Genomic DNA, 25,398 nt, shown 5'->3' on the forward strand with positions numbered 1-25,398 from the left:
CAGATCAGCCAGCCGTGTCGGTGCTGACTAAATCCCAGTTATCTTCGTCTTCATAGCGTATCAGCCAGTTCACCGCCTGATGCCAAGCGTGCACTGCCTGCGCGTCCAAGCGGCCTGGCACCGCTCGTGCGGTGATCTGCGCATGCCGTACCGCCCAGTGCAGCCGGTATAACAAATCAGCCCAATCCAGCAAGACCGACTTGGTGCGCAGCTTGATGTCACACTGGGCCAGCGTCGCGCCGTCGAGCGCGATAGCCGAAGCCAAGTCGGCTGCGACATGTTTTCCATCCGGCATGCCTATGTGTGGCTGCACACCGGCCGCCCACAGCAGAAAGCGCAAAGCCTCATCATTGCCGGAGGGTGCAGCGCGCAGCAGTTCCAAAGCGATCAGCCGCTGCCTGACTTCGGCGCTACTGCGCAAAACAATTTCATCTTCACTTTCAATCAGCGGCAATTGCAGATTAATACGTATCCCGCGCTTATGCAGAGCCAGTTCAGATAATTCTTTGCGCAGTTCGGGAGATTTCATTGCAAGCAGCCATAAGAAAAAAGGTCAACGATTGTACCAGTTAGCGCGCCGCACCTGAGTCAAAATGCTTGTGAGTCGCTGCTGCGCTTCCTTAACACCGTATCTATTGATAAACGCAGCTATGTGCAGTACGCTATCACTATACTGACTGATCGAGAATAGCATGCGCCAATCAATGACTATCAGGCTAGATAAGGAAATTCTAGAGGGGGCGAGGGTTTTTGCCGCGAAGGATAAGCGCACCCTTACTAACTATATTGAAGCCTTAATCCGCAAGGACATTCAAGCGAACCAGAAATACGCTGAGCAAGAAATTACTTGTCTTAATAATAACCTGCCAATAACTGTTTTTATCGCTGAGCCGTTGACTGAACGTATGATTATTGATGCGGATGAAGACGATACACCAGAGGAGATTGCTCAACGCCAAAGGAACATAGACATTTTGACTGGATGGAATGGTTCATAAATAATGACAAAACCAATTTTGCCAATTGGGTCATTTGTTTGGTGCCGATTTCCTTTCCGTGAAAATCATCGCATGCCCGGTCCGAACGATCATCCGCACCTTGTCTATGTGGCTGAGTCGAGTCAAAACAATCAAGTTCTGACTGTCTATACCACATCGGTAGCTTGGAACCCGGGTACTCCAGTGGCGTTCGGTGTAATTGTTGTACCGCCAGATTTAGCCGCTACAATGCAACAAAAGCCTTTTTGTCTTGACACTCGTCGCGTCGCCGTACTGCCAGTTACGGAGGATTGGTTCCCCTCTCTTGGGACCGAGTCGCGCGGAATTATCAGTCGCGCAAACAAAGCATTTCGAACAGAGGTCAATCGAGTGTTTACAGAAGTTATCAGTCGTCACCGAGAAATTGTTGAACTCTATGGACCGGAAGCTGCTGATCTTTCTGAAAAAAGCCGTTAGACCACACCGCCAAGACTTGGGCGATGTACCAGTTCGACCGCCGCACCTGAGTCAAAATGCTTGTGAGTCGCTGCTGCGTTGAGCTTGCTTACCGCGCCGTATCAACCACACCAGCGCGCACACCAATATAACCGGGAATAAAACCGTCAATAACAAAGGGGCAAGCGCAAACAATAACATCAGCAGCAGCGCGCCGAACAACAGCGTCAGTAGCAAAGACATACCGGCCAGCACTAAACCGGTACACACGGCGGCGGCCAATAATGCCAGCCCCATGGCTGACATCGCCAGCAAAGACATGCCGAAGCCGGCTACGCCGCCGATTTGCTGGTCGTTGATCACGATGCTCGTATTTTGGTCAAAACACAAAGTCAGACCGACCACAAGCAAGCAGAAGAGAGCAACAAAGAGAATGGTGCGGGGTACAATTTTCATGATAAGGCTCCGGTTATGGGGATCAAGGACTGCTGATGACTCATCTTAAAAGACAGGTGCAGCGCGCACCAGCGGCTTGCGACCAACTGCAAAATTATCAGTATGAAAGGCATTTTTGGCCGATAGCGGTGTTGCTTAGCTACAAATCAAGGCAAAGCCGATTTTTTAATGGTATAACACTTTCACTGCTACGCAAATTTACCGACTAATTCAGGAATTGACTGATGAAAAAATACGGCTTGTCTACCCTCTGTTTTACACTGCTTGCGTCAATTTGTCCGCTCAGTATGGCGGCGCTCGATTTGCCGCTCGTGAGCGCGGCAAAAAGTCAACAAAGCCGCTTTGTCAAAGACTTGGAAAGCTTGGTCAATCTCGACTCGGGTACCGATGATGCCAAGGGCTTGAACAAGGTTGCTGCCTTTCTGGCCGATAAACTGAAAGCCATCGGTGCTGAAGTCAGTATTGTTGATGCGCCTCCGGCGGCTGGCAAACTGGTGCTTGGTAGCTTGCACGGCAGTGGCACAAAAAACATCTTGCTGATGATTCATTATGATACCGTGTTCGGCATCGGCGAAGCGGCTAAGCGGCCATTTTCTATCGTCGACAACCGGGCTTTTGGTCCGGGCGTAGCGGATGCCAAAGGCGGCGCGCTGTTGATCTTGTATGCCTTGGAAATTGAACGCCAACGCGGCTTTTCCGGCTATAAAACCTTGACCGTGCTGTTTAACCCGGACGAAGAAAAAAGCTCACTCGGGTCGCGCGTCGCGATTCAAAAAATCTCGGCCGATCAGGATTACGTCTTGGTCTATGAACCGCCCGAGTCCGACCAAGTCACCGTCGCCACCAATGGCATCGCCTATGTACACTTAGATGTCAAAGGCCTGGCCTCGCATGCTGGTTCGGCGCCGGAAAAAGGGCGTAATGCCGTGGTCGAATTGTCCCATCAGATCATGCAGTTGACCGAGCTGGGTAATGCCAAAAAAGGCACCACCGTGAACTGGACGGTACTGCAGACTGGTGAGCGCGTCAATATTATTCCTGATAAGGCCAGCGCGATTGCCGATATGCGCATGTCTGAACTGAGCGAACTCAATCGGGTTCAGCAAGATGCCAATCGTCTGATTCAAACTAAATTCATCCCTGATACCAGCGTTACCGTTAAGGTCGAAAATCGCCGTCCGCCTTTCAGTAAAAACCCGGCCAGCGATAAATTGGCGGCATTAAGCAATGATATTTATCAAGAACTCGGCAAACATATTCAACCGGTTTCCATGCGTTATGGAACCGATGCCGGCTTCGCCTACCATCCCGGCAGTGACAAGCCCGTGGTCTTGGATGGCATGGGTATTGTCGGTGACCGCATCCATTCTTCCGAAGAGTGGGCTGATCTCAATAGCGTCGAGCCGCGCCTGTATTTGACTGTGCGTTTGCTCGAAACGCTGAGTAAATAGAGTAGGGAAGCGGCGCGCTTGAGCGCGCCGCTGCGGCGCTTGACGTCGCCTCAGTCGGCCAAAAAGTCTGCTGCTGAGAAACCCGACAGCACGCGCCGCGGTGTGATATCCATGCCAACGCCACGATAGCCGATGAAGCGCGCCGCTTGGTCAAACACCGGTTCGCCGCTGACTTGCATCGTTTGGATATCGCCATCGGGCTGGGTGCGATGACAAATGAAATCGAGAAACGGCTGACGGTTCGCTATATTCTGCAGTAATTGCGCGTGTTCGGCGGTATTCCATCCTGCGCCACCGCCCTCGAGACCCAGAATCTCCACTGCAGTACCCGACAAGCTGGTGAATTGCCCATGCTTATCCTGCTCCCAGTACCAATCGGATGAGAGTTCAGTAAAACTTTTGAAGCGGGCCTCGCTGATACGTAATTCTTCAGTCCGTTCGGCCACCGCTTGCTCGAGCAATTGCTTATGATTTTCCAAGCGGCGATACAGCAGACGCACTTCCAACATATTATGTATGCGTGTTTGCACCTCGATGACATCAAAAGGTTTGCTGACAAAATCGCGTGCCCCAGCTTGCAGTGCGCGTAATTTGTGATCAGGTTGCGCCGTGATCACCAATACCGGCAGGTAACTGCTGTGGTCGATTTGGCGTAATTCATCCATCACTTCGAAGCCATCCATCAGCGGCATTTGCAGATCGAGCAAAATCAAATCAAACTGTTGTTCCGCGTGCAGCGCACAGACGCTGCGCGGATCCATCGTGCTGGCGATGTTGGTGTAGCCGCGCGCGCGCAGCATTTGCTCAAGTAGTAAGACATTGGCATGCTGATCATCGACAATCAAGATGCGGGCATGGAGAATAGTAGTAGCGTCAAGCATGAATTTCTTTCTCTGCAGATCAGATCAATGGAATGAAGTGTCTAAACATTTCACGGCGCATCGTGCGGCGCGCCCTCGCGTGGGTGGAGTGCGGCATGTTGTAATGCAAGCTCGAGTGCATCCATGAATTCATGGACCTTGATAGGCTTGGTCAGGTAGCGGAAAAATCCGGCATCCAGCCCTTTGGCGATGTCGCGCGGTACCGCATTGGCTGATAAGGCCATTACCGGAATATGCGCAGTAGCCGGATCATTTTGTAAAATTTTCAGGGCCCCATAGCCACTCAAACCGGGCAAATTGATATCCATCAGTATCACAGCCGGTTGCAGCGAGCGCGCCAGCTGTAAGCCTATGTCGGCATCAATTGCCGTCAGTAATTTCAAATCCCGGCGGCGTAGCAGCAGCTGTTTGATCAAGGCCATATTGGCCGGATTATCTTCCACATACAACAGGCTGCGTTGTGCTGCCGAGGTGTCGCTGCTCAGCGCTACCGCCGTATCGGCGTCCGGTAGCGCATGATCGTACATCAAGGTCGGCGCATCGGAGGCGAGTAACTCAAACCAAAAGCTGCAGCCGGAACCGAGCGTGCTTTCCACCCCCATGCTGCCGCCCATCAGTTCGACCAGTTGACGCGTCACCACCAAACCGATGCCGGTGCCTTCTTCGGTGCCGGCTTCGCGGCCAAGTCGATTGAAGGGCTGGAATAGTCGGCTCAGTTGTTTCGGACTCAGACCGCTGCCGGTATCCTGCACCGTCACGCGGATACGTTTTTCGGCCGTCGTTTGACATTGAATGATCACGGCACCATTCTCGCGGTTGTACTTGATGGCATTCGAGAGCAGATTAATCAATACTTGTTTCACGCGCGTGCGATCGGCATATACGTAAAACACCCGGTCGGCACCAGGAAAAGTCATCTGAATTCGTCGCTGATCGGCCTGTGGTTCCATCATCGCGCGACAATCTTCAAATACCTCGCTCATCGACATCGATTCCTGTGACAAAGAAACCTTGCCCGACTCGATCAGTGCCAAATCAAGAATTTCATTTATCAGGCGCAGTAAATACCAACCCGATTGCAAAATCTGATCGATGGAAATTTTCTGTGTCGGCGTCGGCACCGGCTCGCCTGACTCGATCAATTGGGCAAACCCGAGGATGGCATTGAGCGGCGTGCGCAACTCATGGCTCATACTCGAGAGGAACTCCGATTTGGCGCGGTTCGCCTTTTCGGCCGCGGCCTTGGCGAGCTCAAGCTCGACATTGTTTTCTTGCAGCGTATGTTCAAATTGTTTGCGCTCGGTCACGTCACGGGCAGCGGCAAATACCCCTTGCAAACGTTGCTCACGATCGTGAAACGTCGTGGCATTATAAGAAACCACCGTTTGTCGGCCATCCTTGTGGTAAGCCGTCAGTTCATAGTTCGTCACCTTTCCTTCATCCAGCGCTCTGGTGATCGCCGCTTCGGCGCGGGCTTGGTCAGTGAAATAATTTTTGAACGGTTCGCCGATCAATTCGTCGCGCGTGCAGCCGGTCAGCGCTTCCATCTGTTGATTGACATCGCTGATGATACCGAGTGGGTCGGTAGTCATGATGGCATCGATATTCGATTCGATCAGCGAGCGCGTATAAAACTGCTGGTCGCGCAAACGTTGATCGAGCAAGGCTTGCGCTGCTTCGACCCGCTTGCGTGCGGTATTGTCGGTGCCGATCAGCAGATAGCCGATCACCCGTTCCGCCTCATCCCGCAATGCCGTCACTGAAACGATGGCAGGAAAGCGGCTGCCGTCACTACGAATATATGTCAGCTCGTAAATATCTTCAATTTCGCGCGAAGCCTTGAATACCAAGGCTGCAAAACCGGGTGTGATACTGGTATGAAATTCCAGACTCAGCGCAGCGGCGCGGGCGATCACTTCAGCTTCATCGGAAATACTCGAAGGGGTAATTCGATTGATCATATCGGCGGCTTGGTAGCCGAGCATATGTTCGGCACCGACATTGAAAATTTGAATCACGCCCTGTGCATCGGTGGCAATGACAGAAAAATTGGCGCTGTTAAAAATCGCATTTTGCAATGCCTCCGCTTTCAGCAGCGGCGAGCGATTGGGCTGCACGGCGCGGTTTCGCAAACGGAAAAACACCGCTGAAAGCACGAGCACGACGACGCTCATCAAGAGTATTGCCGCGCTGGCCGCGAGTGGGAATGTAAGCATAGTCGATCATCACCTGATTATTACAAACAGTGAAGCGCTTCAGCGCTGGCGCACATCTGATAATAGACGCGCAAACTCTTTTTTTACTACGCCGTAGCATTCGCAAACTTTTTCTTCCAAGCCGTGCCGATCAATGACCGTGATATGGCCGCGGCGATAACTGATATAGCCGAGTTGCTGTAATTTTCCAGCCGCTTCGGTCACGCCTTCGCGCCTTACTCCTAATGTATTGGCAATCAATTCCTGAGTAATCGTCAATTCATTATTCGATACGCGATCGAGCGTCAACAATAACCAGCGGCACAATTGTTGTTCCACGCAATGATGGCGGTTGCACACCGAAGTCTGCGACATTTGCGTGAGTAAGGCCTGGGTGTAACGCAGCAGCAAACGCATCACCAGATCGGCGCGGTGAAACTCATCGAGCAGCAATTGCGAGCGCAAGCGATAGGCATAACCGCCGGTTTGCACCACCGCACGGCTCGGGGTACTGTCACCACCCATGAACAAGGAAATGCCGAGCACGCCTTCATTCCCGACTCCGGCGATTTCGGATGAGCCGCCGTCTTCCAGCAAGTAATGGAGCGAAACAATGGCCGTGGTCGGAAAATACACATGCTGCAGTTTTTCGCCCGATTCGTACAACACATCGCCAACCAACAAGGCGATCAATTCCAAGTGTGGTGACAGACGATCGTATTCCGCTTCCAGTAAGGCAGCCAGCAAATGGTTCTGATTCGGATCAGGGACAGTGGGCATGATATAGCCAAGTTTCGGGCGGAACAAAAAAGGCGTTGCGCGCTGTAGACGCGAACGGACTACTACACGGTAACACACTGTGCTCGATAGTCTCGACAATCTTGTGAGGATCGGCAGCCTGCTGCAGTTGATTTGTAATTGTACGAATGTATGTGCGTCAGCGAACAGAAGCAGAGCAGGCGATCCGTCATGATGGCGACGTCGCAGTGGCAAGACTGAGCATGACCAGCACACTGCGCCGCATAAAACCAAGATGCTTTTCGATTCAACCCAGCTAAGGATTTCAAAATGAAAAAAACTCAATTCACCGGTACCCTGATCGCTGCACTGATGTTGACATCAATCGGTGCCTGTTCCGCTACGCCTAACAGTGATGGCAAGGTGGCAGCACCTGTAGTCGGCGCTGCCGATCGTTCGGCCTCGCCTGGTCCCGCAACACCTGCTCCTGCGATGCCTGGCAGTGAAAGCAGTGGCACCGCCCCGATGGCTGGCGCCGCCGATCGCTCGGCGATGCCTGCCGGCGAAAGTACTGGCCAGTATGTCGACGACACTGCCATCACGGCCGGCGTCAAGGCAGCGATACTCAATGACGCCACACTCAAGGTTACTGAAATCAAGGTAGAGACCATGAAAGGTACCGTGCAATTGAGCGGCATCGTCGGCTCCGAAGAAAATATCATCACTGCCGTCCAATTGGCACGCCGTGTCAAAGGTGTTGTCGCCGTAAATAATACGATGCGCCTGAAATAAATCGCAGCGCTTTCCCATCTGTTTCAGGAGTCAGGTCATGAACAGTATTACCATCCTCATTCGGTATGTCGTCGTGCTCGGCCTGCTGCTTAGCATAGCAGCTTGCGCCGGCATGTCGCGACGCGATGAACGCACTGCCATCGGCGCTACTGCCGGTGCTGTAGTCGGTGCCGTGCTGACCGGTGGCAGTCCGGTTGGCACAGTCGGCGGCGCTGCCGTCGGCGGTGTGATTGGCAATCAGATTCGTTCGAAATAGCGCGATGATGTCTGACACCCGTCAGGCAGAAAACATCTTTTGAAACAGGAAAACATGATGCTCTATACGATCGCAGTCGTATTAATCGTTCTCTGGTTGCTCGGTCTCGTGACGTCGTATACCATCGGCGGTTTCATACATATTTTGCTCGTCATTGCCGTGATCATGGTATTACTGCGCTTGATAAGTGGCACCTCCCTGTAGACTTCGGATCGCGCGGATTGAAGCGCAGTATGATTGGTACCGGCCAATTTCACTGCGCTTTCATCCGTGCCTTTCTTTGCGGTAGATCTTGTGCGTCGTTCCCCGGTTGCCAGTCTTCATAACATCCTATACCATCGGTGGCTTCATACATATTTGCTCGTCATCGCCGTGCTACCGGTATTGTCGCGTTTGAGACGCGCTGCCTCCGGGTAGAATTGGGACAGCGGCATAGAAAGTCAGCTCGATGAAAATCGCCGTCATTTCCGATATCCATGGCAATCTGGCCGCGCTCGATGCGGTACTGGCTGACATCGACCGCCAACAAGTCGATCTGACCGTTAATCTCGGTGACATCCTTTCTGGCGCATTGCAACCGTGTGCAACTGCCGATCGTCTGATGGCACGTAATTTCCCTACCATCCGCGGTAATCATGAGCGCCAAATTCTCGAGGGCGAGACCACCCGACTCGGTGCTTCCGACCTGTATGCTCGGGCGACACTGCGCGCCGACCAATTGGCCTGGCTGGCATCCTTACCTCTCACCTTGCAATTTGATCGTGTGCTCATGGTGCACGGCACACCGAGCAGCGATCTGACTTATTTTCTGGAAACCGTCACCAGCAGCGGCTGTCGTGCCGCCACCCAAGAAGAAATTTTGGCCCGTGCCGGTGTCGATGATGTCAGCCTGATATTGTGCGGCCATACGCATGTGCCGCGGGTCGTGCGCCTCGATGATGGCCGCTTGATCGTCAATCCCGGCAGCGTCGGCTTGCCAGCCTACCGCGATATCCGGCCTTATCCACATCGTATTGAAAATGGCGCACCCCATGCGCGTTATGCAGTGGTCGACGATGGCAGTGGTACTTGGCAAGCCGAACTGCTGGCCGTTAGCTACGACTGGGAGGCCGCTGCCGCCTTGGCTCTGGCACATGGACGAGCTGACTGGGTCGCGCCCTTGACCCGTGGATTTTGCGAACCCTGCAATGCGCCACAACAGCCAGCCCCGTAGAACTGTTTTTTTACATCGCTAACTATGAACGCCTATACCGAAACTCTGCGACAGACTGTAATCCAAAGCTTAGCCTATATGTATCAGCAACAACAGGAGCAGCAAATGGCACACAGCGCCGCGCAATCTGTGCTTTACGCGGCGCAGGATGCCTCCGGAAGTGCGCGTGACAAGCTCGCTGCCACGGCAGCAGAACTGTGCAATTGGCAGCCTCTTCATGAGCATGTAGAGAGCATGGCCAATCAGTTGGCGCAGTCACAGAGTGGCGTAAGCATGGCCGCGTCGCTGATCGCCGCCGCCGTACCGGATGCGGCTGCCGTTGCTGCAGATGTTCAGGCATCATCAGAAGCGATCACGTTGCTGGCCTCAGATTTGGGTACCATCCTCAGTATCGCTACGGCGTCGCTATCTGAAACTGCGGTCTACACGCACAGCGCGCAGGCCAATAGCCTCATGAATGAGGTCGCAAACCAAGCGCATACGCTGAGCAATCAGGCGATGCATGCTGCTGCCAGTACGGCAGAAATCGTGGCAGCGGCATGCTTGGTGATGACCGTGTCTGCCAAGTCGACCATCGACACGATACTCGATGCCACACAAGCTGCATTGAACGAATTGAACATCGCATATGCATCGGACCAGCAAGCAGTCCATGATGCGACCGCGCCGGAGCGCCAAGCGCAAGCGAATCTTAAGCAAGCCGATGGCAGCCTGAGTGCCATTGAACTCACATACCGAAATGCGCGTCGACAATTGGATCGCGGCGTGCATGTCGAGCTGATTTCAGAGCGTAAAATTACCATCGAATTCTCCTCTTGGCTTAGTCCTGGTTCTGCTTTTACCACAACAGCTATATCGAAGATCGTCATTCCTGACGCCGATCCACATGATTATTTAATTCTGCTGCCACAAGAGGAGTCCGTTAATTTTACGCTTACTCAAGCGACGCAATTGCTTTTGCAATCCAGCGATGCCGGCAGCACTGAAAGCGGATTGTTAAAGCTGATTTCGAGCGAGCATGCCGGAATACGGAAGGCTACTGTGCTGCTAACGGTGGATGCTTTAGCTCGTCCCATCATTCCCGGTCAGCCTTACGTAGCCTTGGTGCTGACCAGTTTGGCGCTCGCATATCAACAATACCTCAATCAATTTTTACCCTTGCTGTCGGCACCGAGTCGGCCATTTATACCGGCGTGCCCTTCACTCAGTGTCGAGATCGCCAATCAAGTAAAACAAGCGACTTTCCAAGTAGCACAAAACCAAGCAATACTGAGCGTACTGAATGCGAAGTTGCAGCAAGCGCAAGAGTTGTTGAATGAGGCGGACCAGCAGCAGTCGAAACACTTGAAACTCAGGGACAGTGTCAAAGGCGCGATCACACCCTTACAACAAGTGGCGACGACGCTGGCGTTAGTGACACAACAAACCAAGCAAGCCAATACAGAAATCAGCAAGCTCGCGGCCGACTTGTCGGACCTGGTGAAGAAACTGATTTTCTCGATCGCATTCACCGACAAGCTGGCACAAACCGTTAATCAACAGAAGCAAATGAATCCCTTGCTTCCCGATATCTTGCTTGCTCGGTTCGCCAAAGCCAGCACCGATGCCGCTCCAGCCATCGCACTGACGTTAATCGCACTGCAAACGACTTATGCAGCGCAAGTAAATTTGCAGCAAGCGCACAGCTTCAGCGAGCTGGAAAACGGACACGTAACACAGCTCGTCAGCCGAGCGCAAAACAGTCGCGGTATTGTCGCCTTGTCGCAGCAAGCTTATGCCCACGCCTCTCACCAGTATCAACTGGCTCTCAATGATGTCACTATCGTGACAACACAGCTGACGGCAGCGCAGACCGCGTTCGATTCTTCCATGGTGGAATTGAGTTCCTATTCGGCTGCTTTATTGGCAATTGAGGCGATAAGCCAGACCGGATGAGTATTTTAACGGCTATTTATTCAGCATCACTACCTGAACCGGCAGATACGTTGTTCCCGCGCGCTTTCGGCGGATCATCAAAAATCTGACTAGGGTTGGAAATCCCGGCCTTCAGAGGTTGTCGCAAAAAGGGTTTTCAGTTGGTATCATTACCCTAACTGGTGGCCACGTCATTCCCGCGCGCTTTTGGCGGGAACCCAGCGGCGTTCGCGGTTAACTGAAAATGCCAGATATGATCGTGTTTTCAGCGCTGAAAACGACACTGGGTTCCCGCCAAAAGCATGCGGGAATGACGAGGTATGCGGTGTTTCAGATATAAAAAGCGTCCATCAGGCTTTTGCGACAGCCTCTGAGGGCCGGGATTTCCAAACCTAGTCAGATTTTTGATGATACAGGGCGAAACAGATTGGTTCGCGCAGAGACGCAAGGAGAGGCAAACACCCCACAAACAAAAGCCCCGCAGAGACTTTCAGGGTCTGTGCGGGGCGTTCTGAAACTATTCTTGGCGGAGAAACGGGGATTCGCCCATACCGGGTAGGCTATGAACCTGTGCGCCAATCCTTGGGAAAGTCGCATGAATAAAGGACTTGCATCTTCTTCCATGCGCTATTGAATCAACATTTGAAGGCTTGTAAGTGCTTGATTTGATTGGCTTGACGATCGCTTATTAGCGCAAGTTTTTTTAATAATTGTGTGCTTAGTCATTGTTTGTAAAGAGCTGTTATTGGTGCTATTATTGGTGCTATTATTGGTGCTTTAAATGACTCGATTGGTAGTGTATGACACATCTTATACTAGCCGAAACATCAGCAAGTGTTTCAGAACTCAAGAAAAACCCCATGGGCACGGTTGCTGCCGGTGATGGTTTTCCGGTGGCTATTCTTAATCGGAATGAACCAGCTTTTTATTGCGTGCCGGCGAAAGCCTATGAAGCATTAATGGACAAGCTTGAAGACTTGGAGCTAAACGCCATTGCTGATGCTCGTGAGGGTCAATCTATCGTTAAAGTCACGCTCGATGACCTTTGAACTTGGTTTTCTAGAGGATGCACTAAAAGAGTGGCGCAAACTCGATAGCAGCACACGAGAGCAGTTTAAAGCAAAGTTAACCGAACGCCTGGCAAATCCTCGTATGCCGTCCGCTAAACTAAGCGGTCACAAAGATCGATATAAAATTAAATTGCGGAGTGTTGGCTATAGGCTTGTTTATGAAGTACGTGATAGTGAACTCATTGTGATTGTGGTCGCGGTCGGCAAACGAGAGCGAAATGCGGTCTATCAGGCTGCTGCAAGACGATAGTTGAAGACAGAGCATTGCAATTTACTGATGCAGGATCTCGTCAATGTTGTTGAAGGCGCAATCGGTTCGAATAGCGCAAAAAATAAGGCTCTCACGTGGAGAGCCTTATAAATACTGGCGGAGAAACGGGGATTCGCCCACACCGGCGCGGGCCGCTGGCGCGCTGGTAAGCGCGCCCCTTCGAATCCCCGGCGGGAGCCAAACTCTTGGCTCCCTTTTCTCCGAACAAAAAAATACCCGCTAAAGCGGGTATTTTTATATTCTTGGCGGAGAAACGGGGATTCGCCCACACTGGCGCGGGCCGCTGGCGCGCTGGTAAGCGCGCCCCTTCGAATCCCCGGCGGGAGCCAAACTCTTGGCTCCCTTTTCTCCGAACAAAAAAATACCCGCTAAAGCGGGTATTTTTATATTCTTGGCGGAGAAACGGGGATTCGAACCCCGGGTAGGCTATGAACCTACGCACGCTTTCCAGGCGTGTGACTTAAACCACTCATCCATCTCTCCTTTTTCATAACCGCATTACTGCAACGGCGACGAAGCTCGCTATTCTAGCAAATTATTCGCGCTGAGGGAAGTGTTTGCGTTGCTGCCAGTGAAATCATGCGCCCAACCATGGTAAGTCGTGCGCGCACCAGCCACCGATGGTTTTTCTATGGCCGGCAGCATCTTTGTCACCCTCAAAGCCCTGCAGAATATCAAAACAAGCGCTGTAACCATGTTCGTGAGCTAATTTCGCCGCATGGCGCGAACGAACGCCGGAGCGGCATAGGAATAACAGCACGGTGTCGCGTTGCGCGCTAATTGCTTGTAATTGCTGCATGAAATCAGGATTTGGCATACCGCCTGGATATAAGGACCACTGCACCGAAAAATGCTGCGTCGGCTCGATGTCTACCCGTCCTACCCAATCACGTTCGGCGGCGGTACGTACGTCAATCAGCAAGATGCGCGGATCTTCGCGCAAAACGCTCCAAGCGTCGGCTGGAGTGAGGGCGCCGGCATAGGGCAGGGCTTGTTGCAAGCCCTCGGTGCGGGCTAATTGTATTCGTAAGGCTTCAGACATGGGATCTTCCTTTCAAAGCAAAAAATAGAACAAGACTGAAAAATTATGCCTGAAACGGCGCAGTGTTAGATTGAGCGGGCAGTTCCGGTGCTGGTCGACCAAATAAATACCCCTGAAAAGCATGGCAATCCTGACTTTGCAAGAATGCGCGTTGTGCTTCGGTTTCGACCCCCTCGGCAATCACCGCCAAGCCCAGGCTCTTGCCCAAGCCGATGATAGTACGCGTAATGGCTGCATCATTCGGGTCAAGCAAGATATCGCGCACGAAAGACTGGTCTATCTTCAATTGATCGAGCGGCAAACGTTTCAGATAACTGAGTGAAGAATAGCCGGTACCAAAATCGTCGAGCGAAAAACACACTCCGTGCGATTTCAACTGATTCATCTTCTGTATCGTCTCTTCTATATTTTCTACCAATAAACTTTCTGTCAATTCGAGTTTCAGCTTGCAAGCGGAGATCGCAGTCTGCTGTATCGTCGTCAGCACGATCGCGACAAAATCGGCTTGCCGGAACTGGCGCGCGCTGACATTGACCGCCATCGTCAGCTCAGCGGTGGCCGGATCATTCTCCCACAGCCGCAATTTTTTACATGCCGCCTGCAACACCCAAGTACCAAGCGGGATGATCAAGCCCGATTCTTCCGCTAAGGGAATGAAATCGGCCGGTGCAATCATGCCCTTGTGCGGATGCTGCCAGCGTACCAGTGCTTCAGCACCGATGGTATGGCCGGCGCTATTAACTTGCGGTTGATAATACAAAATAAATTGGTTCTCACTCAAACCGCAACGCATATCCGCTTCCATGGTCGCGCGCGCCGTCACCATGCTGAGCATGTGCGGATCGAAGAAGCGCACATGACTGCCATCTTCGGCTTTGGCTTGATACATCGCCACTTCTACTTGCTTGAGTAATTCCTCAGCCGAGCTACTGTCGCCGTTGAATAATTGTATTCCTATGCTGGCGCTGGTGTGATAGTCATGCCCATCAATCCAGTAGGGCAGTTTTAATTGTTCGAGTATATTGGTGGCGTTGGTTTTGGCCATGATTGCGGTCGGCCCGATTTGATCGCTGAGGTTTTCCAGAATCAAGGCGAACTCATCGCCACCGATGCGCGCCAGCGTATCACCCTTGCTGATGTTTTGCGCCAGTCGTAGAGCAACCTGCTGCAGCAGTAGGTCGCCGGTAGCATGACCGTGAATATCGTTTATCGTCTTGAAATTATCGAGATCGAGAAACAAGACCGCGCCATGTCGCAGATTGCGTGAATTGCTGGCCAAACCATGCTGTAAACGATCGAGCAATAGGCGTCGATTGGCCAGGCCAGTTAATGGATCATGATAGGCCAGATGTTCAAGCTTGGCTTCGGTCGCTTTGCGCTGGGTAATATCTTGCATCGCCGCGACGTAATGAATCGGCTTGCCATCCTTGGCTTTGACTGCCGTAATCGTCAGCCACTCCGGATAAATTTCACCGTTTTTACGGCGGTTCCAGATTTCTCCCTGCCAGTAACCGTATTCGTCCAGCTGTGTCGACATGTCTTGGTAGTAACTGCTGCCATGCATTCCCGACTTCAATAAGCGCGTGCTCTGGCCCAGCGCTTCCTCGCGTGAGTAACCGGTCATGCGCGAAAACGCCTGGTTGACGCGTAAGATAGTACGATGTTCGTCGGTAATCACCATACCCTCTTGGCCTTCGAAGGCAATGGCGGCAATTTGCAAATCGGCTTCGATACGCTTACGTTCTGTCATATCTTGCAATACACCGATGCGCCGCACGATGAGACCATCACGACCCCTGTCCAGCTCTACTTGCGACAAGACCCAGCGAATTTCACCATCAATCAGCAGTCTGTATTCCACCTCATAGCGTTCGCCCGCCAAACTTTCTTGCCACAGCTGCAGGATGCGTTCGCGGTCCAGTGGGTGAATTTGATCGATCACCAAATCGCGGTTTATCCGTGTGCCGGCGGTGATACCCCAGATGCGACGGGCTTCGTCCGAACATTCCATGTCCAAACTGCCGGCGTAATTGATCCAGCTACCGGTACGCGAAATCATTTGCGCCCGGCACAGATCGGATTCGCGCAGCGCCAGCTCGGCGGTGCGGTCGGTAATCGTTTTTTCCATGCGGCGCTGCTGTATGCGCGCCTCTAACACCAGTCTTACCAAGGCCGCCAGCAGCAAGGCGAACAACAGTGCCGCGCCGATTTGCCCAGCCTGTACCCATCCCTCAGCCTTGCTGCCGGCACTCATCACATCCAAGGTCCAGATACTGTTCGGCAGGTTCAAGGTTTGCCGCGCAATATACTGTGCTTGGTAGGCTTTGCTTTGATCGATTATCTGAGGCAGGCCGGTGCCGGGATTATTGCGCCACAATTGATATTCATGACCACGCGCAGCGAGCGCAGCCAGTCCGGTTTTTTTCAACAATTCAGGCACTGAAATCACCACCGTTACCAGGCCCCAGAATTTTCTCTCGCCATGTTCGAGGTTCAAAAACACTGGTAAGCGTCCGACCACACCGACATCGCCGCGTGACAGCGTGAACGGGCCGGCCAGGCTCAATTGACCGGTATTTTTTGCCAGTTGGGCTTCTGCTCCACGTAGCGGATCGGTCAACAGGTTAATGCCCAAGCCGATCGTGCGCCAAGCGCTCGGTACGACTTCGCGCGTAATGCCATCGGGTGCCAGATAAAATGCCAAAATATCGGGTTGATAAACCAAGATCCGGCTGGCGAAGCTCTCGAAATTCGTCACCATACCATGTTGTTCATGCACCAGCGCCGCGACCGCATAGGTGGCCGACAGGGCTTGCATGATCTTATGTTCCAGTGCGCGCGCCTGCAGGGTGGCCAATTCATTGGTGCTTGCCAGCGCTTCGTTCTGTCGTGCTTGGTTTAATTGCTCGATCAGGTGCAGACCAACTGCCGATGCGCCGCAAAAAACCAGTGCGGCGCAAAACAGCGGGTTGGTGACAAACTGACGAAAGAATCGCGGCATGATAAGAGTAGGGAAAGCGAAATGATGAAAGTCACACGAACTTAATCCACGTTTTTTATGGTTCTATTTGCAATAAAACCGCATGGCAGTGTATCTTTGAGGGCAATGCAGAACAGTGTCTCAACGATAGCTAACAGCTAAATGCGAGTCAATCTCATTATTACCCTATTCAGACAGTAGCTGATGTGGATCAATGAACACATAAAAATTAATTTTAATATAATTATGTATCTTTGGGGAAACTTAGATGTCCAATTCGAGGATGGGCTATCGATTTATTGGTGCGCACCAAAAAAAGGAGTTTTTCCAGATAAAATTTGTTTTCGCACCAAATAAATGCGCAAAGAGCAAAGTTGCACTATCTTGGTGCTCTGCTGTGGTGCTTGCCAATATGCAGTGGTGCAATCATCCTTGCATGAAACAGTATGCAAAACAAGGATTTAGCAAAAACTGTATTTGTTTATGCGCAGACCGGAAGGTGGCATAGTTTCTGCTATCATCCTTAATTGAGTTCAGCCCTCAGATCCATGCCGGTGCTGCAGCGCAGGTTTTCTCCTGCGCGCTTGCGGTACCGTGATGCCAGAGGCCGGGCTCGGCTTTTTTTCCTATCAGGTGCGTAGTTTATTGCGCCTACCTTGGTATGACTTATTTCCGAATTTATTTTTAGCGCTACTTGAGGAGTTTCACATGGCAATGACAGCCGCAGAAGTCTTGAAAATGGCGAAAGACAACGAAGTAAAATTCGTTGATTTTCGCTTTGCTGATACACGAGGCAAAGAACAGCACGTAACTGTTCCAGTTTCTCAGTTCGATATGGATAAATTCGAATCCGGTCACGCATTCGACGGTTCCTCCATCGCTGGCTGGAAAGGCATTGAAGCTTCCGATATGTTGTTGATGCCGGATCCGAATACCGCCAACATCGATCCATTCATGGAAGAAACCACATTGTTCATGCAATGTGACGTGATCGAGCCATCCGATGGCAAAGGTTACGACCGTGATCCACGTTCCATCGCCAAACGCGCTGAAGCGTATTTGAAATCCTCCGGTATCGGTGACACTGCTTACTTCGGTCCAGAACCAGAATTCTTCATTTTCGACGGCGTCCGTTGGAAAGTCGATATGTCTGGCTGTTTCGTCAAGATTGATTCCAATGAAGCATCGTGGAGCAGTGGCGAAAAAATCGAAGGCGGCAACACCGGTCATCGTCCGGTGGTCAAAGGCGGTTACTTCCCAGTTCCACCAGTCGACAGCTTCCAAGACATGCGTTCGGAAATGTGCCTGATCCTCGAATCGCTCGGCATCCCTGTCGAAGTGCATCACCATGAAGTCGCTGGTGCCGGTCAAAATGAAATCGGTACTAAATTTTCGACCCTGGTAGAACGCGCCGACTGGACACAAAATCTGAAATATGTAGTCTGGAATGTCGCTCACACCTATGGTAAAACAGCGACGTTCATGCCTAAGCCTATCGTTGGCGACAACGGTTCGGGTATGCATGTGCATCAATCGATCTGGAAAGACGGTAAAAATCTGTTCGCTGGCGACGGCTATGCCGGTCTGTCCGACTTCGCACTGTATTACATCGGCGGCATCATCAAGCATGCCAAAGCACTCAATGCGATCACCAATCCAGGTACCAACTCGTACAAACGTTTGGTTCCAGGCTATGAAGCACCGGTTAAATTGGCTTACTCGGCACGTAACCGTTCGGCTTCCATCCGTATTCCTTACGTTGCCAACCCTAAAGGTCGTCGCGTCGAAGCGCGCTTCCCAGATCCACTGGCTAACCCATACCTGTGCTTCTCCGCACTGATGATGGCGGGTCTTGACGGTGTTCAAAACAAGATCCATCCAGGCGAAGCTGCCACGAAAGATCTTTACCATTTGCCACCAGAAGAAGACGCCTTGATCCCGACCGTGTGTTCTTCCCTCGAAGAAGCGCTCGAATCGCTCAACAATGACCGCGAATTCTTGACGCGTGGTGGTGTTTTCAGCGACAGCATGATCGATGCTTACATCGAATTGAAAATGCAAGACGTACAACGCATGCGCATGACAACCCATCCGGTTGAATTCGACATGTACTACTCTCTGTAAGAGTAGGAAATTAAAAAAAGCGGGGGCAACCCCGCTTTTTTTACGTCTACACACCCCGGCAATTGTTACCGCTGGTAAGCTTGAATTGTGTGCGGACGCCGCTTGACATACACTAGCAGTCTGTTTCTGACTATTGATTGAATATGAAGCGATTATTGACCGGCATTATTGTTTTGCTCACCATGGAAGGCATCGCACATGCGCAGACCGAAGTGTTTCTGTGCGTAGACGATACGGGTAAGAAAGAATATAAAAACACCGGTACCACTAAAGGCTGTCGTCGTATCGATCTGCCTGGCATTACCGTCGTGCCGGCACCGCCGCCAATTAAAAAGAGTCAGGCCAAATCGGCTTCCAGCCCGGCTGACTTCCCTAAAGTGGATGAAGGCACGCAAAAAGCCCGCGACTCAGACCGTAAACAGATACTGCAAGACGAGCTTAAAGCTGAACAGCTCAAGCTGACAGGGCTCAAAAAAGACTACAACAATGGCGAACCCGAGCGTCTCGGCAGTGAACGTAACTTCGCCAAATACCAAGAACGCACCATTATGATGAAAGATAATGTCAGTCGCACCGAAAAGAACGTCGAAGCGCTGCAGCGTGAATTGAATAATTTAAAATAGTACTGAGGTAGTAAGGAAATACCAGTCCCGCGCGCATAGCCATGCGCTGTTAGTGGGCATGATGTTTGCGTAAGGTCGCTGTATGCGGCCTTTTTTCATAGGCGGTTCCTTTTTTTTTGTGATGACATTGAAAAATCTTGATTCCTCCTTCAGTGGTCTCGACCTGCTGACCTCCGCCGTCCTCGTGCTCAATGCCGAAGGCGGAATAGTCTTTGCCAACGCCGCTGCCGAAAGCTTGCTCGACAGCTCGCTCAAAGCCCTGAGCCAACAAAAATTGACTGACTTATTCCCCAATTGTGAAGAGTTCTTGCAAGTGTTTCAGCAAGCTCGTGAACACCAATTTGCCGATAAACGCCAAGATCTGACGCTCGAGCGTCCCGGTCGCGATGCCTTACACGTGCACAGCATCGTCACCGCGCTCGACAGCGAAGAAGTGCCAGTACTCATAGAGTTACGCGAAAATGTACAGCAATTGAAGCTTGATCGTGAAGAACGCATGCTCGATCAAAGCAAGGCCAATAAAGAATTGATCCGTAATCTCGCGCATGAAATCAAAAACCCACTCGGTGGCATACGCGGTGCGGCGCAATTGTTGGAAATGGAATTGCCTGAGCGGCAGCTCAAAGAGTTACGCGAATATACCCAAGTCATCATCAAAGAAGCCGATCGCCTGCAAACCTTGGTCGACCGTTTGTTGGCACCGCACCGGCGCCCGCACATCGTTGGTGATGTCAATATCCATGAAGTATGCGAGCGGGTGCGCAGCTTGATCGTGGCAGAATTCCCGCAGGGCCTGAGAATCGAACGCGATTACGACTTATCGATTCCGGAATTTCGCGGCGATAAAGAGCAATTGATCCAATCCGTACTCAATATCGCCCACAATGCGGCGCAAGCCTTGGCTGAGCGTATCCGCGACGGCGACGCCACGCTCACCTTCAAGACGCGCGTGCTGCGCCAGATCACGCTGGCCAAGGTGCGTTACAGGCTGGCATTAGACTTGCATATCATTGATAACGGACCTGGAATTCCGCCTGAGATTCGCAACCGCATTTTTTATCCTTTAGTTTCGGGGCGCGATGGTGGCAGTGGACTGGGCCTCACTTTGGCGCAGACCTTTGTTGACCAGCATATGGGTGTGATCGAATGCGAAAGCCGGCCCGGCTTGACCGATTTCAGAATCCTGATCCCGCTGCCTTAAAAGAAGCGTGGGAAAGTGGAGGGTGCCACAAGCGCCGTCATTGAATGAATGATGTAAAAACAGAAGATAAGACACTATGAAACCAATCTGGATAGTCGACGACGATGATTCAATACGCTGGGTAATTGAAAAAGCCTTGGCGCGTGAAAACCTCGTCACCAAAAGCTTTACCAATGCACGCGACGCCATGAATGCCTTGCAAACCGATACGCCGCAAGTCTTGGTTTCCGATATACGCATGCATGGTGCTTCCGGTTTGGAATTGCTACAGACCGTCAAAGCCAAGCATCCTGGCCTGCCGGTCATCATCATGACCGCATTTTCCGATCTCGATTCGGCAGTTGCTGCATTTCAGGGCGGTGCCTTCGAATACTTGGCCAAACCCTTTGATCTCGATAAAGCGGTCGAACTGATACGGCGTGCGCTCGATGAAAGCTTGCGCGAATCGAGTGTCGAGCAAACCATTTCCGAAACCCCCGAAATACTCGGTCAGGCCCCGGCGATGCAGGATGTGTTTCGCGCCATCGGCCGCTTGTCGCAATCGAATGTCACCGTACTCATCACCGGCGAATCCGGCAGTGGTAAAGAATTGGTTGCCCGTGCCCTGCATAAGCACAGTCCGCGCACGGCACAACCGTTCATCGCGCTGAATACCGCGGCGATTCCGAAAGACTTGCTCGAATCCGAACTGTTCGGTCACGAGCGTGGTGCCTTTACCGGTGCCCAGACCACCCGACGTGGCCGCTTTGAGCAAGCCGAAGGCGGTACTCTGTTTCTCGATGAAATCGGCGATATGCCGTTTGACTTACAAACCCGCTTACTGCGCGTGCTGTCGGACGGACACTTCTACCGCGTCGGCGGTCACCAGCCGATGAAAGCCAATGTCCGTGTCATCGCGGCCACCCACCAAAACCTCGAATCGCGTGTGCGCGAAGGCTTGTTCCGCGAAGATTTGTATCACCGTCTCAATGTCATTCGCCTGCGTTTGCCCAGCTTGCGTGAGCGGCGCGAAGATATTCCTTTACTGGCGAAATTTTTCCTGGCGCAAAGTGCCAAGCAACTCGGTGTCGATGCCAAGCGCCTGTCGGAATCGGCCCTGCAGTTTTTGGCCGGGCTGGATTTTCCCGGCAATGTCAGGCAGCTCGAAAACCTGTGTAACTGGATTACCGTCATGGCACCCGGTCAAACCGTCGAAATTCTCGATTTACCGCCCGACTTGCTGCCGGTGGCCGTGTCCGGCAACGCTTACGCCGAAATCAGAAGCAGCGTTGGCGCGCCTGAGCAGGTGCTGGCACCAGCCCAAGCCGTGCAAAGCAAGCTGCCAGCTGCCGCTAACTGGCTCGCGCTCTTAGAAGAAACCGCCAGTGCCATGTTGGTTGATGGACAAGCCGATGTCATTGTCCAACTGGAGCGCAGTTTCGAAGCTGTCGTGATCAAGGCGGCGCTGAAATTCACGCATGGCCGTAAAAATGATGCGGCGATCCGTCTGGGAATCGGGCGCAATACCATCACGAGAAAAATTCAAGAGCTGGGTATAGACGGCGTCAAAGACGATTGAACGTATCATCAAAAATCTGACTAGGGCTTGAAACCCCGGCCTTCAGAGGCTGTCGCAAAAGGGTATTGAGTCGGTATCATTACCCCAACTGGTGGCCACGTCATTCCTGCGCGCTTTTGGCAGGAACCCAGCGGCGTTCGTGCTTAACTGAAAATGCCAGAAATGATGATGTTTTCAGTGTTAAAAACGACACTGGGTTCCCGCCAAAAGCATGCGGGAAAGACGCGGTATGCGGTGTTTTAGGTGTAAATAGCGTCTGCCAGGCTTTTGCGACGATCCATTTAGTTGTTGAACCAGCCAACTGTGCGGAGCTTGCGCTCCGCACAGTTGCGTATAAATCAAATTTTAACGATTTTTTGCAGAAAAAAGCTGGCGCGTAGTCGTAACAGAGTATCATCATTAACAGCAGGTATGCCTGTGATTCCGGAGCAGCTTGGCGCCGGATGTGCTTCTATCATATCCATTTTTGCTGTCCCCTTCCTATCGGAGATGCTTCCCATGAAGATAGATACTTTGTTTCAGCAGCAAAATGCTTTGCCATCGATACCCAAAGTGGTTCAAGAAGTCATTGATAGCTTTAATAATGACAGCGTCTCGATTGACGAAGTCGCACGTAAGCTCTCGGCCGATTTAGTCTTGAGCGCCAAACTGCTGCGACTGGCAAACTCCTCCTATTATCACGCTTCACGCAGTATCGGCACGGTCGATGATGCGGTGCTCATGCTCGGTTTTATGACCGTACGCACGCTGGTCATCAGCAGCGGTTTAACTGGTGGTTTTAAATCCATGCCCGGGGTCGATTTGAAACGGTTCTGGCGTTACAGCTTATACACTGCGGTCGTCTCCAAATGGCTGGCCAAACAAGTGCGCGGCAATTCAGATTTTGCCTTTACCGTTGGTCTGATGCATGCGATTGGCCAACTCGTCATGCATGCCGGAATGCCGGAGCAGATGCTGCAGATAGATAAAATCGCCGGGCCGCTCGATGCCCGCCGCAGTGATGTGGAAAAAACTTCCTTCGGATACGATTTCTACGATGTCGGTGCCGAGCTGGCCAAGCGCTGGCGTTTTCCGGAAGCGTTTTCGGTTGCCATCGAAGCCTGCGCCGAACCTTTGCAGCATGCCAGTCTGGATATTCCCGCTGCCATCGTCCATTTGGCAGCTTGGCGTGCCCGTGCCGAAGAAAGTGCTTACACCCCGGAAGAATGCGCCGCAACCTTTCCGACCGAAGTCGCGCAAAAAATAGGTATCAAACCTGAATTGATGCTGGAACAGATGCCTCCCTTGAGTGAACTCAGCGCCGGTTTGGAAGACTTGCTTAACTGAGACTGCCGGCGCAAAAAAAGCCGCGATCTGCATCGCGGCTTTTTTTAAACCTGCTGCGCCAACGACGGCGCAGTCTTACGCGCGCGCCAGATCGAGCGCCACCGCTTCGGCCACCCGAATGCCATCCACGCCGGCTGACAAAATCCCACCGGCATACCCGGCGCCTTCGCCGGCAGGGTAGAGGCCTTTGGTATTGAGGCTTTGCAGGTCATCGTCCTTGCGTTTGATACGTATCGGTGAAGACGTGCGCGTTTCCACGCCAGTCAACATCCCATCGTTCATCGAAAAGCCTTTGATTTTTCTATCGAAAGCCACGATGGCTTCGCGAATCGCGGCAATCGCAAAATCGGGCAAGGCCGCCGCCAAGTCGACCAGCGTCACGCCCGGCTGATACGAAGGAGTCACCGCGCCGAGCTCGGTCGATGTGCGCCCTTTGAGGAAGTCGCCAATCAACTGTCCCGGCGCATTGTAATTTTCACCGCCCATCGCATACGCGCGTTCTTCCAGCGCACGTTGAAACGCGATACCAGCCAGCGGATGGCCAGGATAATCCTCGGGCGTGATACCGACCACAATCGCACTGTTTGCATTGCGCTCATTGCGCGAATACTGACTCATGCCATTCGTGACCAGGCGACCGGGCTCCGAGGCTGCCGCCACCACCGTACCGCCCGGGCACATACAAAAACTGTAAACCGAACGACCATTGCTGGCATGATGTACCAGCTTATAGTCTGCCGCACCAAGTAAAGCATTGCCGGCATTGGGGCCGAAACGCGCCTGATCAATCACCGATTGCGGGTGCTCGATGCGAAAGCCCACCGAAAATGGCTTCGCTTCTATATACACGCCACGCGCATGCAGCATTTCGAAGGTATCGCGTGCACTGTGGCCGATCGCCAGCACGACATGGCGGCTGGCGATGTACTCGCCCTCATTGACATGCAAACCGTGTACCTGTCCATGGCGAATATCGATGTCATTTACTTTTTGTTCAAAGCGAATTTCACCACCCAAGGCTTCGATCTGATGGCGCATCTGTTCGATCATTTTAACCAGACGGAAAGTGCCGATATGTGGTTTATTGACATACAGAATTTCTTCCGGCGCGCCAGCCTTCACAAACTCAGTCAATACCTTGCGGCCGTAATGCTTGGGATCTTTAATTTGGCTGTATAACTTACCGTCGGAAAAAGTGCCGGCACCACCTTCACCGAATTGCACATTCGATTCCGGCTTGAGGGCGCGATTACGCCACAGGCCCCAGGTATCCTTAGTCCGCTCCCGTACATTCTTACCGCGCTCAAGCACGATAGGGCAATAGCCCATTTCTGCCAGCAGCAGGGCAGCGAACAGACCGCAAGGTCCGAAGCCGACCACCACCGGACGTTCGAAGGCGCGGCTATCGGCGTGGGCGACAAAGTGATAGCTGGTATCGGGCGTCACCGTCAGATTGGCTCTGTCTTTGAAGCGGGTCAGGAATTTTTCATCATCGGTCGTACTTAAATCGACGGTATAAATCATCACGATTGCGGTTTTCTTGCGCGCATCATAGCTGCGGCGAAAAACAGAAAAGCTCACCAGCTCCTGTGCGTCCATCGACAACTGTGAAAGGATGGCGTCTTGAATCGCCGACTCAGAGTGATTAAGTGGTAACTGTAAATCAGTAATGCGTAACATATATATAGGTCTATCCGAAAAGCCGCTGCTTGCTGCGTAAATAGCGTATTTTACCCGTTAAGCACGCACTCCCACGATAGGCCGAGGATAAATTATTTACATCACCCCCTTGCGCTGCCCGCCTGCGCTTGCTATAGTCCGACTCCCGCTGACGAGTGCAGCGAGATAGCAACAAGGCAAGCGTCTTACCCCGG

General features: G+C 52.2%; 24 protein-coding genes and 1 tRNA gene. 15 read left to right on the forward strand and 10 right to left on the reverse strand.

The features are described from left to right. Positions 1 to 4: 4 nt before the first annotated feature. Positions 5 to 529, reverse strand: a complete 525-nt coding sequence (locus QN359_RS11685) for a DUF4272 domain-containing protein (RefSeq protein WP_322247511.1) — start codon at positions 527 to 529, stop codon at positions 5 to 7. A gap of 163 nt (positions 530 to 692) precedes the next feature. Here QN359_RS11685 and QN359_RS11690 point away from each other — a divergent pair, with 163 nt between their 5' ends. Together QN359_RS11690 and QN359_RS11695 are read left to right on the forward strand one after the other, a co-directional pair. Further along, complete coding sequence (locus QN359_RS11690; protein ID WP_322247512.1) at positions 693 to 998, forward strand: hypothetical protein; 306 nt, start codon at positions 693 to 695, stop codon at positions 996 to 998. 3 nt (positions 999 to 1,001) lie between these two features. Beyond that, the gene (locus tag QN359_RS11695) at positions 1,002 to 1,454 is read left to right on the forward strand and encodes a hypothetical protein (RefSeq protein WP_322247513.1); all 453 of its coding nucleotides are present in this window, start codon (positions 1,002 to 1,004) and stop codon (positions 1,452 to 1,454) included. Between the two features lie 51 nt (positions 1,455 to 1,505). On the opposite strand, the gene QN359_RS11700 is transcribed toward QN359_RS11695, so the two are convergent. Next, the gene (locus QN359_RS11700) at positions 1,506 to 1,889 is read right to left on the reverse strand and encodes a hypothetical protein (RefSeq protein ID WP_322247514.1); all 384 of its coding nucleotides are present in this window, start codon (positions 1,887 to 1,889) and stop codon (positions 1,506 to 1,508) included. Positions 1,890 to 2,113: 224 nt separating this feature from the next. On the opposite strand from QN359_RS11700, the gene QN359_RS11705 reads away from it, so the two are divergent. After that, positions 2,114 to 3,340 (forward strand): glutamate carboxypeptidase, encoded by a 1,227-nt coding sequence (locus tag QN359_RS11705; protein ID WP_322247515.1) that lies wholly within the window; start codon positions 2,114 to 2,116, stop codon positions 3,338 to 3,340. A 50-nt stretch (positions 3,341 to 3,390) separates the two neighbouring features. Here the strand turns inward: QN359_RS11705 and QN359_RS11710 are convergent, their stop codons facing one another. Genes QN359_RS11710 through QN359_RS11720 form a run of 3 tightly spaced genes read right to left on the reverse strand, consistent with a single transcriptional unit; the run spans position 3,391 to position 7,196 of the window. Beyond that, entirely contained in the window at positions 3,391 to 4,221 is an 831-nt protein-coding gene (locus QN359_RS11710; protein WP_322247516.1) for a response regulator, read from the reverse strand. 50 nt (positions 4,222 to 4,271) lie between these two features. Next, entirely contained in the window at positions 4,272 to 6,437 is a 2,166-nt protein-coding gene (locus tag QN359_RS11715) for a PAS domain S-box protein (protein WP_322247517.1), read from the reverse strand. 39 nt (positions 6,438 to 6,476) lie between these two features. Beyond that, complete coding sequence (locus QN359_RS11720) at positions 6,477 to 7,196, reverse strand: Crp/Fnr family transcriptional regulator (protein ID WP_322247518.1); 720 nt, start codon at positions 7,194 to 7,196, stop codon at positions 6,477 to 6,479. Between the two features lie 288 nt (positions 7,197 to 7,484). Here QN359_RS11720 and QN359_RS11725 point away from each other — a divergent pair, with 288 nt between their 5' ends. From QN359_RS11725 to QN359_RS11755, 7 genes are all read left to right on the forward strand, one after another. Further along, positions 7,485 to 7,946, forward strand: a complete 462-nt coding sequence (locus tag QN359_RS11725) for a BON domain-containing protein (protein ID WP_322247519.1) — start codon at positions 7,485 to 7,487, stop codon at positions 7,944 to 7,946. Positions 7,947 to 7,983: 37 nt separating this feature from the next. Continuing rightward, positions 7,984 to 8,202, forward strand: a complete 219-nt coding sequence (locus QN359_RS11730; protein WP_322247520.1) for a glycine zipper 2TM domain-containing protein — start codon at positions 7,984 to 7,986, stop codon at positions 8,200 to 8,202. A 57-nt stretch (positions 8,203 to 8,259) separates the two neighbouring features. After that, positions 8,260 to 8,406 carry a lmo0937 family membrane protein gene (locus QN359_RS11735; RefSeq protein ID WP_322247521.1) on the forward strand — a complete coding sequence of 49 codons (147 nt, stop codon included), beginning with the start codon at positions 8,260 to 8,262 and terminating at the stop codon, positions 8,404 to 8,406. Positions 8,407 to 8,650: 244 nt separating this feature from the next. Next, positions 8,651 to 9,415, forward strand: coding sequence for a metallophosphoesterase family protein (locus QN359_RS11740; RefSeq protein ID WP_322247522.1), 765 nt, complete (start codon positions 8,651 to 8,653; stop codon positions 9,413 to 9,415). A 24-nt stretch (positions 9,416 to 9,439) separates the two neighbouring features. Further along, positions 9,440 to 11,350, forward strand: a complete 1,911-nt coding sequence (locus QN359_RS11745) for a hypothetical protein (RefSeq protein ID WP_322247523.1) — start codon at positions 9,440 to 9,442, stop codon at positions 11,348 to 11,350. A 779-nt stretch (positions 11,351 to 12,129) separates the two neighbouring features. Then, the gene (locus QN359_RS11750) at positions 12,130 to 12,378 is read left to right on the forward strand and encodes a type II toxin-antitoxin system Phd/YefM family antitoxin (protein WP_322247524.1); all 249 of its coding nucleotides are present in this window, start codon (positions 12,130 to 12,132) and stop codon (positions 12,376 to 12,378) included. After that, complete coding sequence (locus tag QN359_RS11755) at positions 12,368 to 12,649, forward strand: type II toxin-antitoxin system RelE/ParE family toxin (protein ID WP_322247525.1); 282 nt, start codon at positions 12,368 to 12,370, stop codon at positions 12,647 to 12,649. Before QN359_RS11750 ends, QN359_RS11755 begins: the two co-directional genes overlap by 11 nt. Before the next feature lie 413 nt (positions 12,650 to 13,062). On the opposite strand, the gene QN359_RS11760 is transcribed toward QN359_RS11755, so the two are convergent. The 3 genes from QN359_RS11760 to QN359_RS11770 all read right to left on the reverse strand — a co-directional run bounded on the left by QN359_RS11760 (position 13,063) and on the right by QN359_RS11770 (position 16,713). Next, positions 13,063 to 13,153, reverse strand: a tRNA-Ser gene (locus tag QN359_RS11760). A gap of 94 nt (positions 13,154 to 13,247) precedes the next feature. Continuing rightward, positions 13,248 to 13,712 (reverse strand): rhodanese-like domain-containing protein, encoded by a 465-nt coding sequence (locus QN359_RS11765; RefSeq protein WP_322247526.1) that lies wholly within the window; start codon positions 13,710 to 13,712, stop codon positions 13,248 to 13,250. Positions 13,713 to 13,755: 43 nt separating this feature from the next. Beyond that, positions 13,756 to 16,713, reverse strand: a complete 2,958-nt coding sequence (locus tag QN359_RS11770; RefSeq protein ID WP_322247527.1) for an EAL domain-containing protein — start codon at positions 16,711 to 16,713, stop codon at positions 13,756 to 13,758. 687 nt (positions 16,714 to 17,400) lie between these two features. Here QN359_RS11770 and glnA point away from each other — a divergent pair. From glnA to ntrC, 4 genes are all read left to right on the forward strand, one after another. Beyond that, positions 17,401 to 18,816 (forward strand): type I glutamate--ammonia ligase, encoded by a 1,416-nt coding sequence (gene glnA, locus QN359_RS11775; RefSeq protein ID WP_322247528.1) that lies wholly within the window; start codon positions 17,401 to 17,403, stop codon positions 18,814 to 18,816. Positions 18,817 to 18,959: 143 nt separating this feature from the next. Then, positions 18,960 to 19,439, forward strand: a complete 480-nt coding sequence (locus QN359_RS11780; RefSeq protein WP_322247529.1) for a DUF4124 domain-containing protein — start codon at positions 18,960 to 18,962, stop codon at positions 19,437 to 19,439. 121 nt (positions 19,440 to 19,560) lie between these two features. After that, positions 19,561 to 20,640 (forward strand): nitrogen regulation protein NR(II), encoded by a 1,080-nt coding sequence (gene glnL / locus QN359_RS11785; protein WP_322247530.1) that lies wholly within the window; start codon positions 19,561 to 19,563, stop codon positions 20,638 to 20,640. Positions 20,641 to 20,716: 76 nt separating this feature from the next. Continuing rightward, positions 20,717 to 22,198, forward strand: coding sequence for a nitrogen regulation protein NR(I) (gene ntrC / locus QN359_RS11790; RefSeq protein WP_322247531.1), 1,482 nt, complete (start codon positions 20,717 to 20,719; stop codon positions 22,196 to 22,198). A gap of 100 nt (positions 22,199 to 22,298) precedes the next feature. On the opposite strand, the gene QN359_RS11795 is transcribed toward ntrC, so the two are convergent. After that, on the reverse strand, positions 22,299 to 22,598 hold the full coding sequence (locus QN359_RS11795; protein ID WP_322247532.1) for a hypothetical protein: 300 nt from the start codon (positions 22,596 to 22,598) through the stop codon (positions 22,299 to 22,301). Positions 22,599 to 22,696: 98 nt separating this feature from the next. On the opposite strand from QN359_RS11795, the gene QN359_RS11800 reads away from it, so the two are divergent. Then, on the forward strand, positions 22,697 to 23,524 hold the full coding sequence (locus QN359_RS11800; RefSeq protein WP_322247533.1) for an HDOD domain-containing protein: 828 nt from the start codon (positions 22,697 to 22,699) through the stop codon (positions 23,522 to 23,524). A 75-nt stretch (positions 23,525 to 23,599) separates the two neighbouring features. Here QN359_RS11800 and QN359_RS11805 read toward each other — a convergent pair whose 3' ends face one another. Further along, the gene (locus tag QN359_RS11805) at positions 23,600 to 25,204 is read right to left on the reverse strand and encodes an NAD(P)/FAD-dependent oxidoreductase (protein WP_322247534.1); all 1,605 of its coding nucleotides are present in this window, start codon (positions 25,202 to 25,204) and stop codon (positions 23,600 to 23,602) included. Positions 25,205 to 25,398 lie beyond the last annotated feature (194 nt).

The organism is Undibacterium sp. 5I2, from assembly GCF_035019605.1.
GTDB lineage: Bacteria > Pseudomonadota > Gammaproteobacteria > Burkholderiales > Burkholderiaceae_D > Undibacterium.

Bases quoted from the DNA above. Each gene is read 5' to 3' on its own strand.
- QN359_RS11685 (WP_322247511.1), bottom strand. From the start codon at position 529: ATGAAATCTCCCGAACTGCGCAAAGAATTATCTGAACTGGCTCTGCAT.
- QN359_RS11690 (WP_322247512.1), top strand. From the start codon at position 693: ATGCGCCAATCAATGACTATCAGGCTAGATAAGGAAATTCTAGAGGGG.
- QN359_RS11695 (WP_322247513.1), top strand. From the start codon at position 1,002: ATGACAAAACCAATTTTGCCAATTGGGTCATTTGTTTGGTGCCGATTT.
- QN359_RS11700 (WP_322247514.1), bottom strand. From the start codon at position 1,889: ATGAAAATTGTACCCCGCACCATTCTCTTTGTTGCTCTCTTCTGCTTG.
- QN359_RS11705 (WP_322247515.1), top strand. From the start codon at position 2,114: ATGAAAAAATACGGCTTGTCTACCCTCTGTTTTACACTGCTTGCGTCA.
- QN359_RS11710 (WP_322247516.1), bottom strand. From the start codon at position 4,221: ATGCTTGACGCTACTACTATTCTCCATGCCCGCATCTTGATTGTCGAT.
- QN359_RS11715 (WP_322247517.1), bottom strand. From the start codon at position 6,437: ATGCTTACATTCCCACTCGCGGCCAGCGCGGCAATACTCTTGATGAGC.
- QN359_RS11720 (WP_322247518.1), bottom strand. From the start codon at position 7,196: ATGCCCACTGTCCCTGATCCGAATCAGAACCATTTGCTGGCTGCCTTA.
- QN359_RS11725 (WP_322247519.1), top strand. From the start codon at position 7,485: ATGAAAAAAACTCAATTCACCGGTACCCTGATCGCTGCACTGATGTTG.
- QN359_RS11730 (WP_322247520.1), top strand. From the start codon at position 7,984: ATGAACAGTATTACCATCCTCATTCGGTATGTCGTCGTGCTCGGCCTG.
- QN359_RS11735 (WP_322247521.1), top strand. From the start codon at position 8,260: ATGCTCTATACGATCGCAGTCGTATTAATCGTTCTCTGGTTGCTCGGT.
- QN359_RS11740 (WP_322247522.1), top strand. From the start codon at position 8,651: ATGAAAATCGCCGTCATTTCCGATATCCATGGCAATCTGGCCGCGCTC.
- QN359_RS11745 (WP_322247523.1), top strand. From the start codon at position 9,440: ATGAACGCCTATACCGAAACTCTGCGACAGACTGTAATCCAAAGCTTA.
- QN359_RS11750 (WP_322247524.1), top strand. From the start codon at position 12,130: ATGACACATCTTATACTAGCCGAAACATCAGCAAGTGTTTCAGAACTC.
- QN359_RS11755 (WP_322247525.1), top strand. From the start codon at position 12,368: ATGACCTTTGAACTTGGTTTTCTAGAGGATGCACTAAAAGAGTGGCGC.
- QN359_RS11765 (WP_322247526.1), bottom strand. From the start codon at position 13,712: ATGTCTGAAGCCTTACGAATACAATTAGCCCGCACCGAGGGCTTGCAA.
- QN359_RS11770 (WP_322247527.1), bottom strand. From the start codon at position 16,713: ATGCCGCGATTCTTTCGTCAGTTTGTCACCAACCCGCTGTTTTGCGCC.
- glnA (WP_322247528.1), top strand. From the start codon at position 17,401: ATGGCAATGACAGCCGCAGAAGTCTTGAAAATGGCGAAAGACAACGAA.
- QN359_RS11780 (WP_322247529.1), top strand. From the start codon at position 18,960: ATGAAGCGATTATTGACCGGCATTATTGTTTTGCTCACCATGGAAGGC.
- glnL (WP_322247530.1), top strand. From the start codon at position 19,561: ATGACATTGAAAAATCTTGATTCCTCCTTCAGTGGTCTCGACCTGCTG.
- ntrC (WP_322247531.1), top strand. From the start codon at position 20,717: ATGAAACCAATCTGGATAGTCGACGACGATGATTCAATACGCTGGGTA.
- QN359_RS11795 (WP_322247532.1), bottom strand. From the start codon at position 22,598: ATGATGATACTCTGTTACGACTACGCGCCAGCTTTTTTCTGCAAAAAA.
- QN359_RS11800 (WP_322247533.1), top strand. From the start codon at position 22,697: ATGAAGATAGATACTTTGTTTCAGCAGCAAAATGCTTTGCCATCGATA.
- QN359_RS11805 (WP_322247534.1), bottom strand. From the start codon at position 25,204: ATGTTACGCATTACTGATTTACAGTTACCACTTAATCACTCTGAGTCG.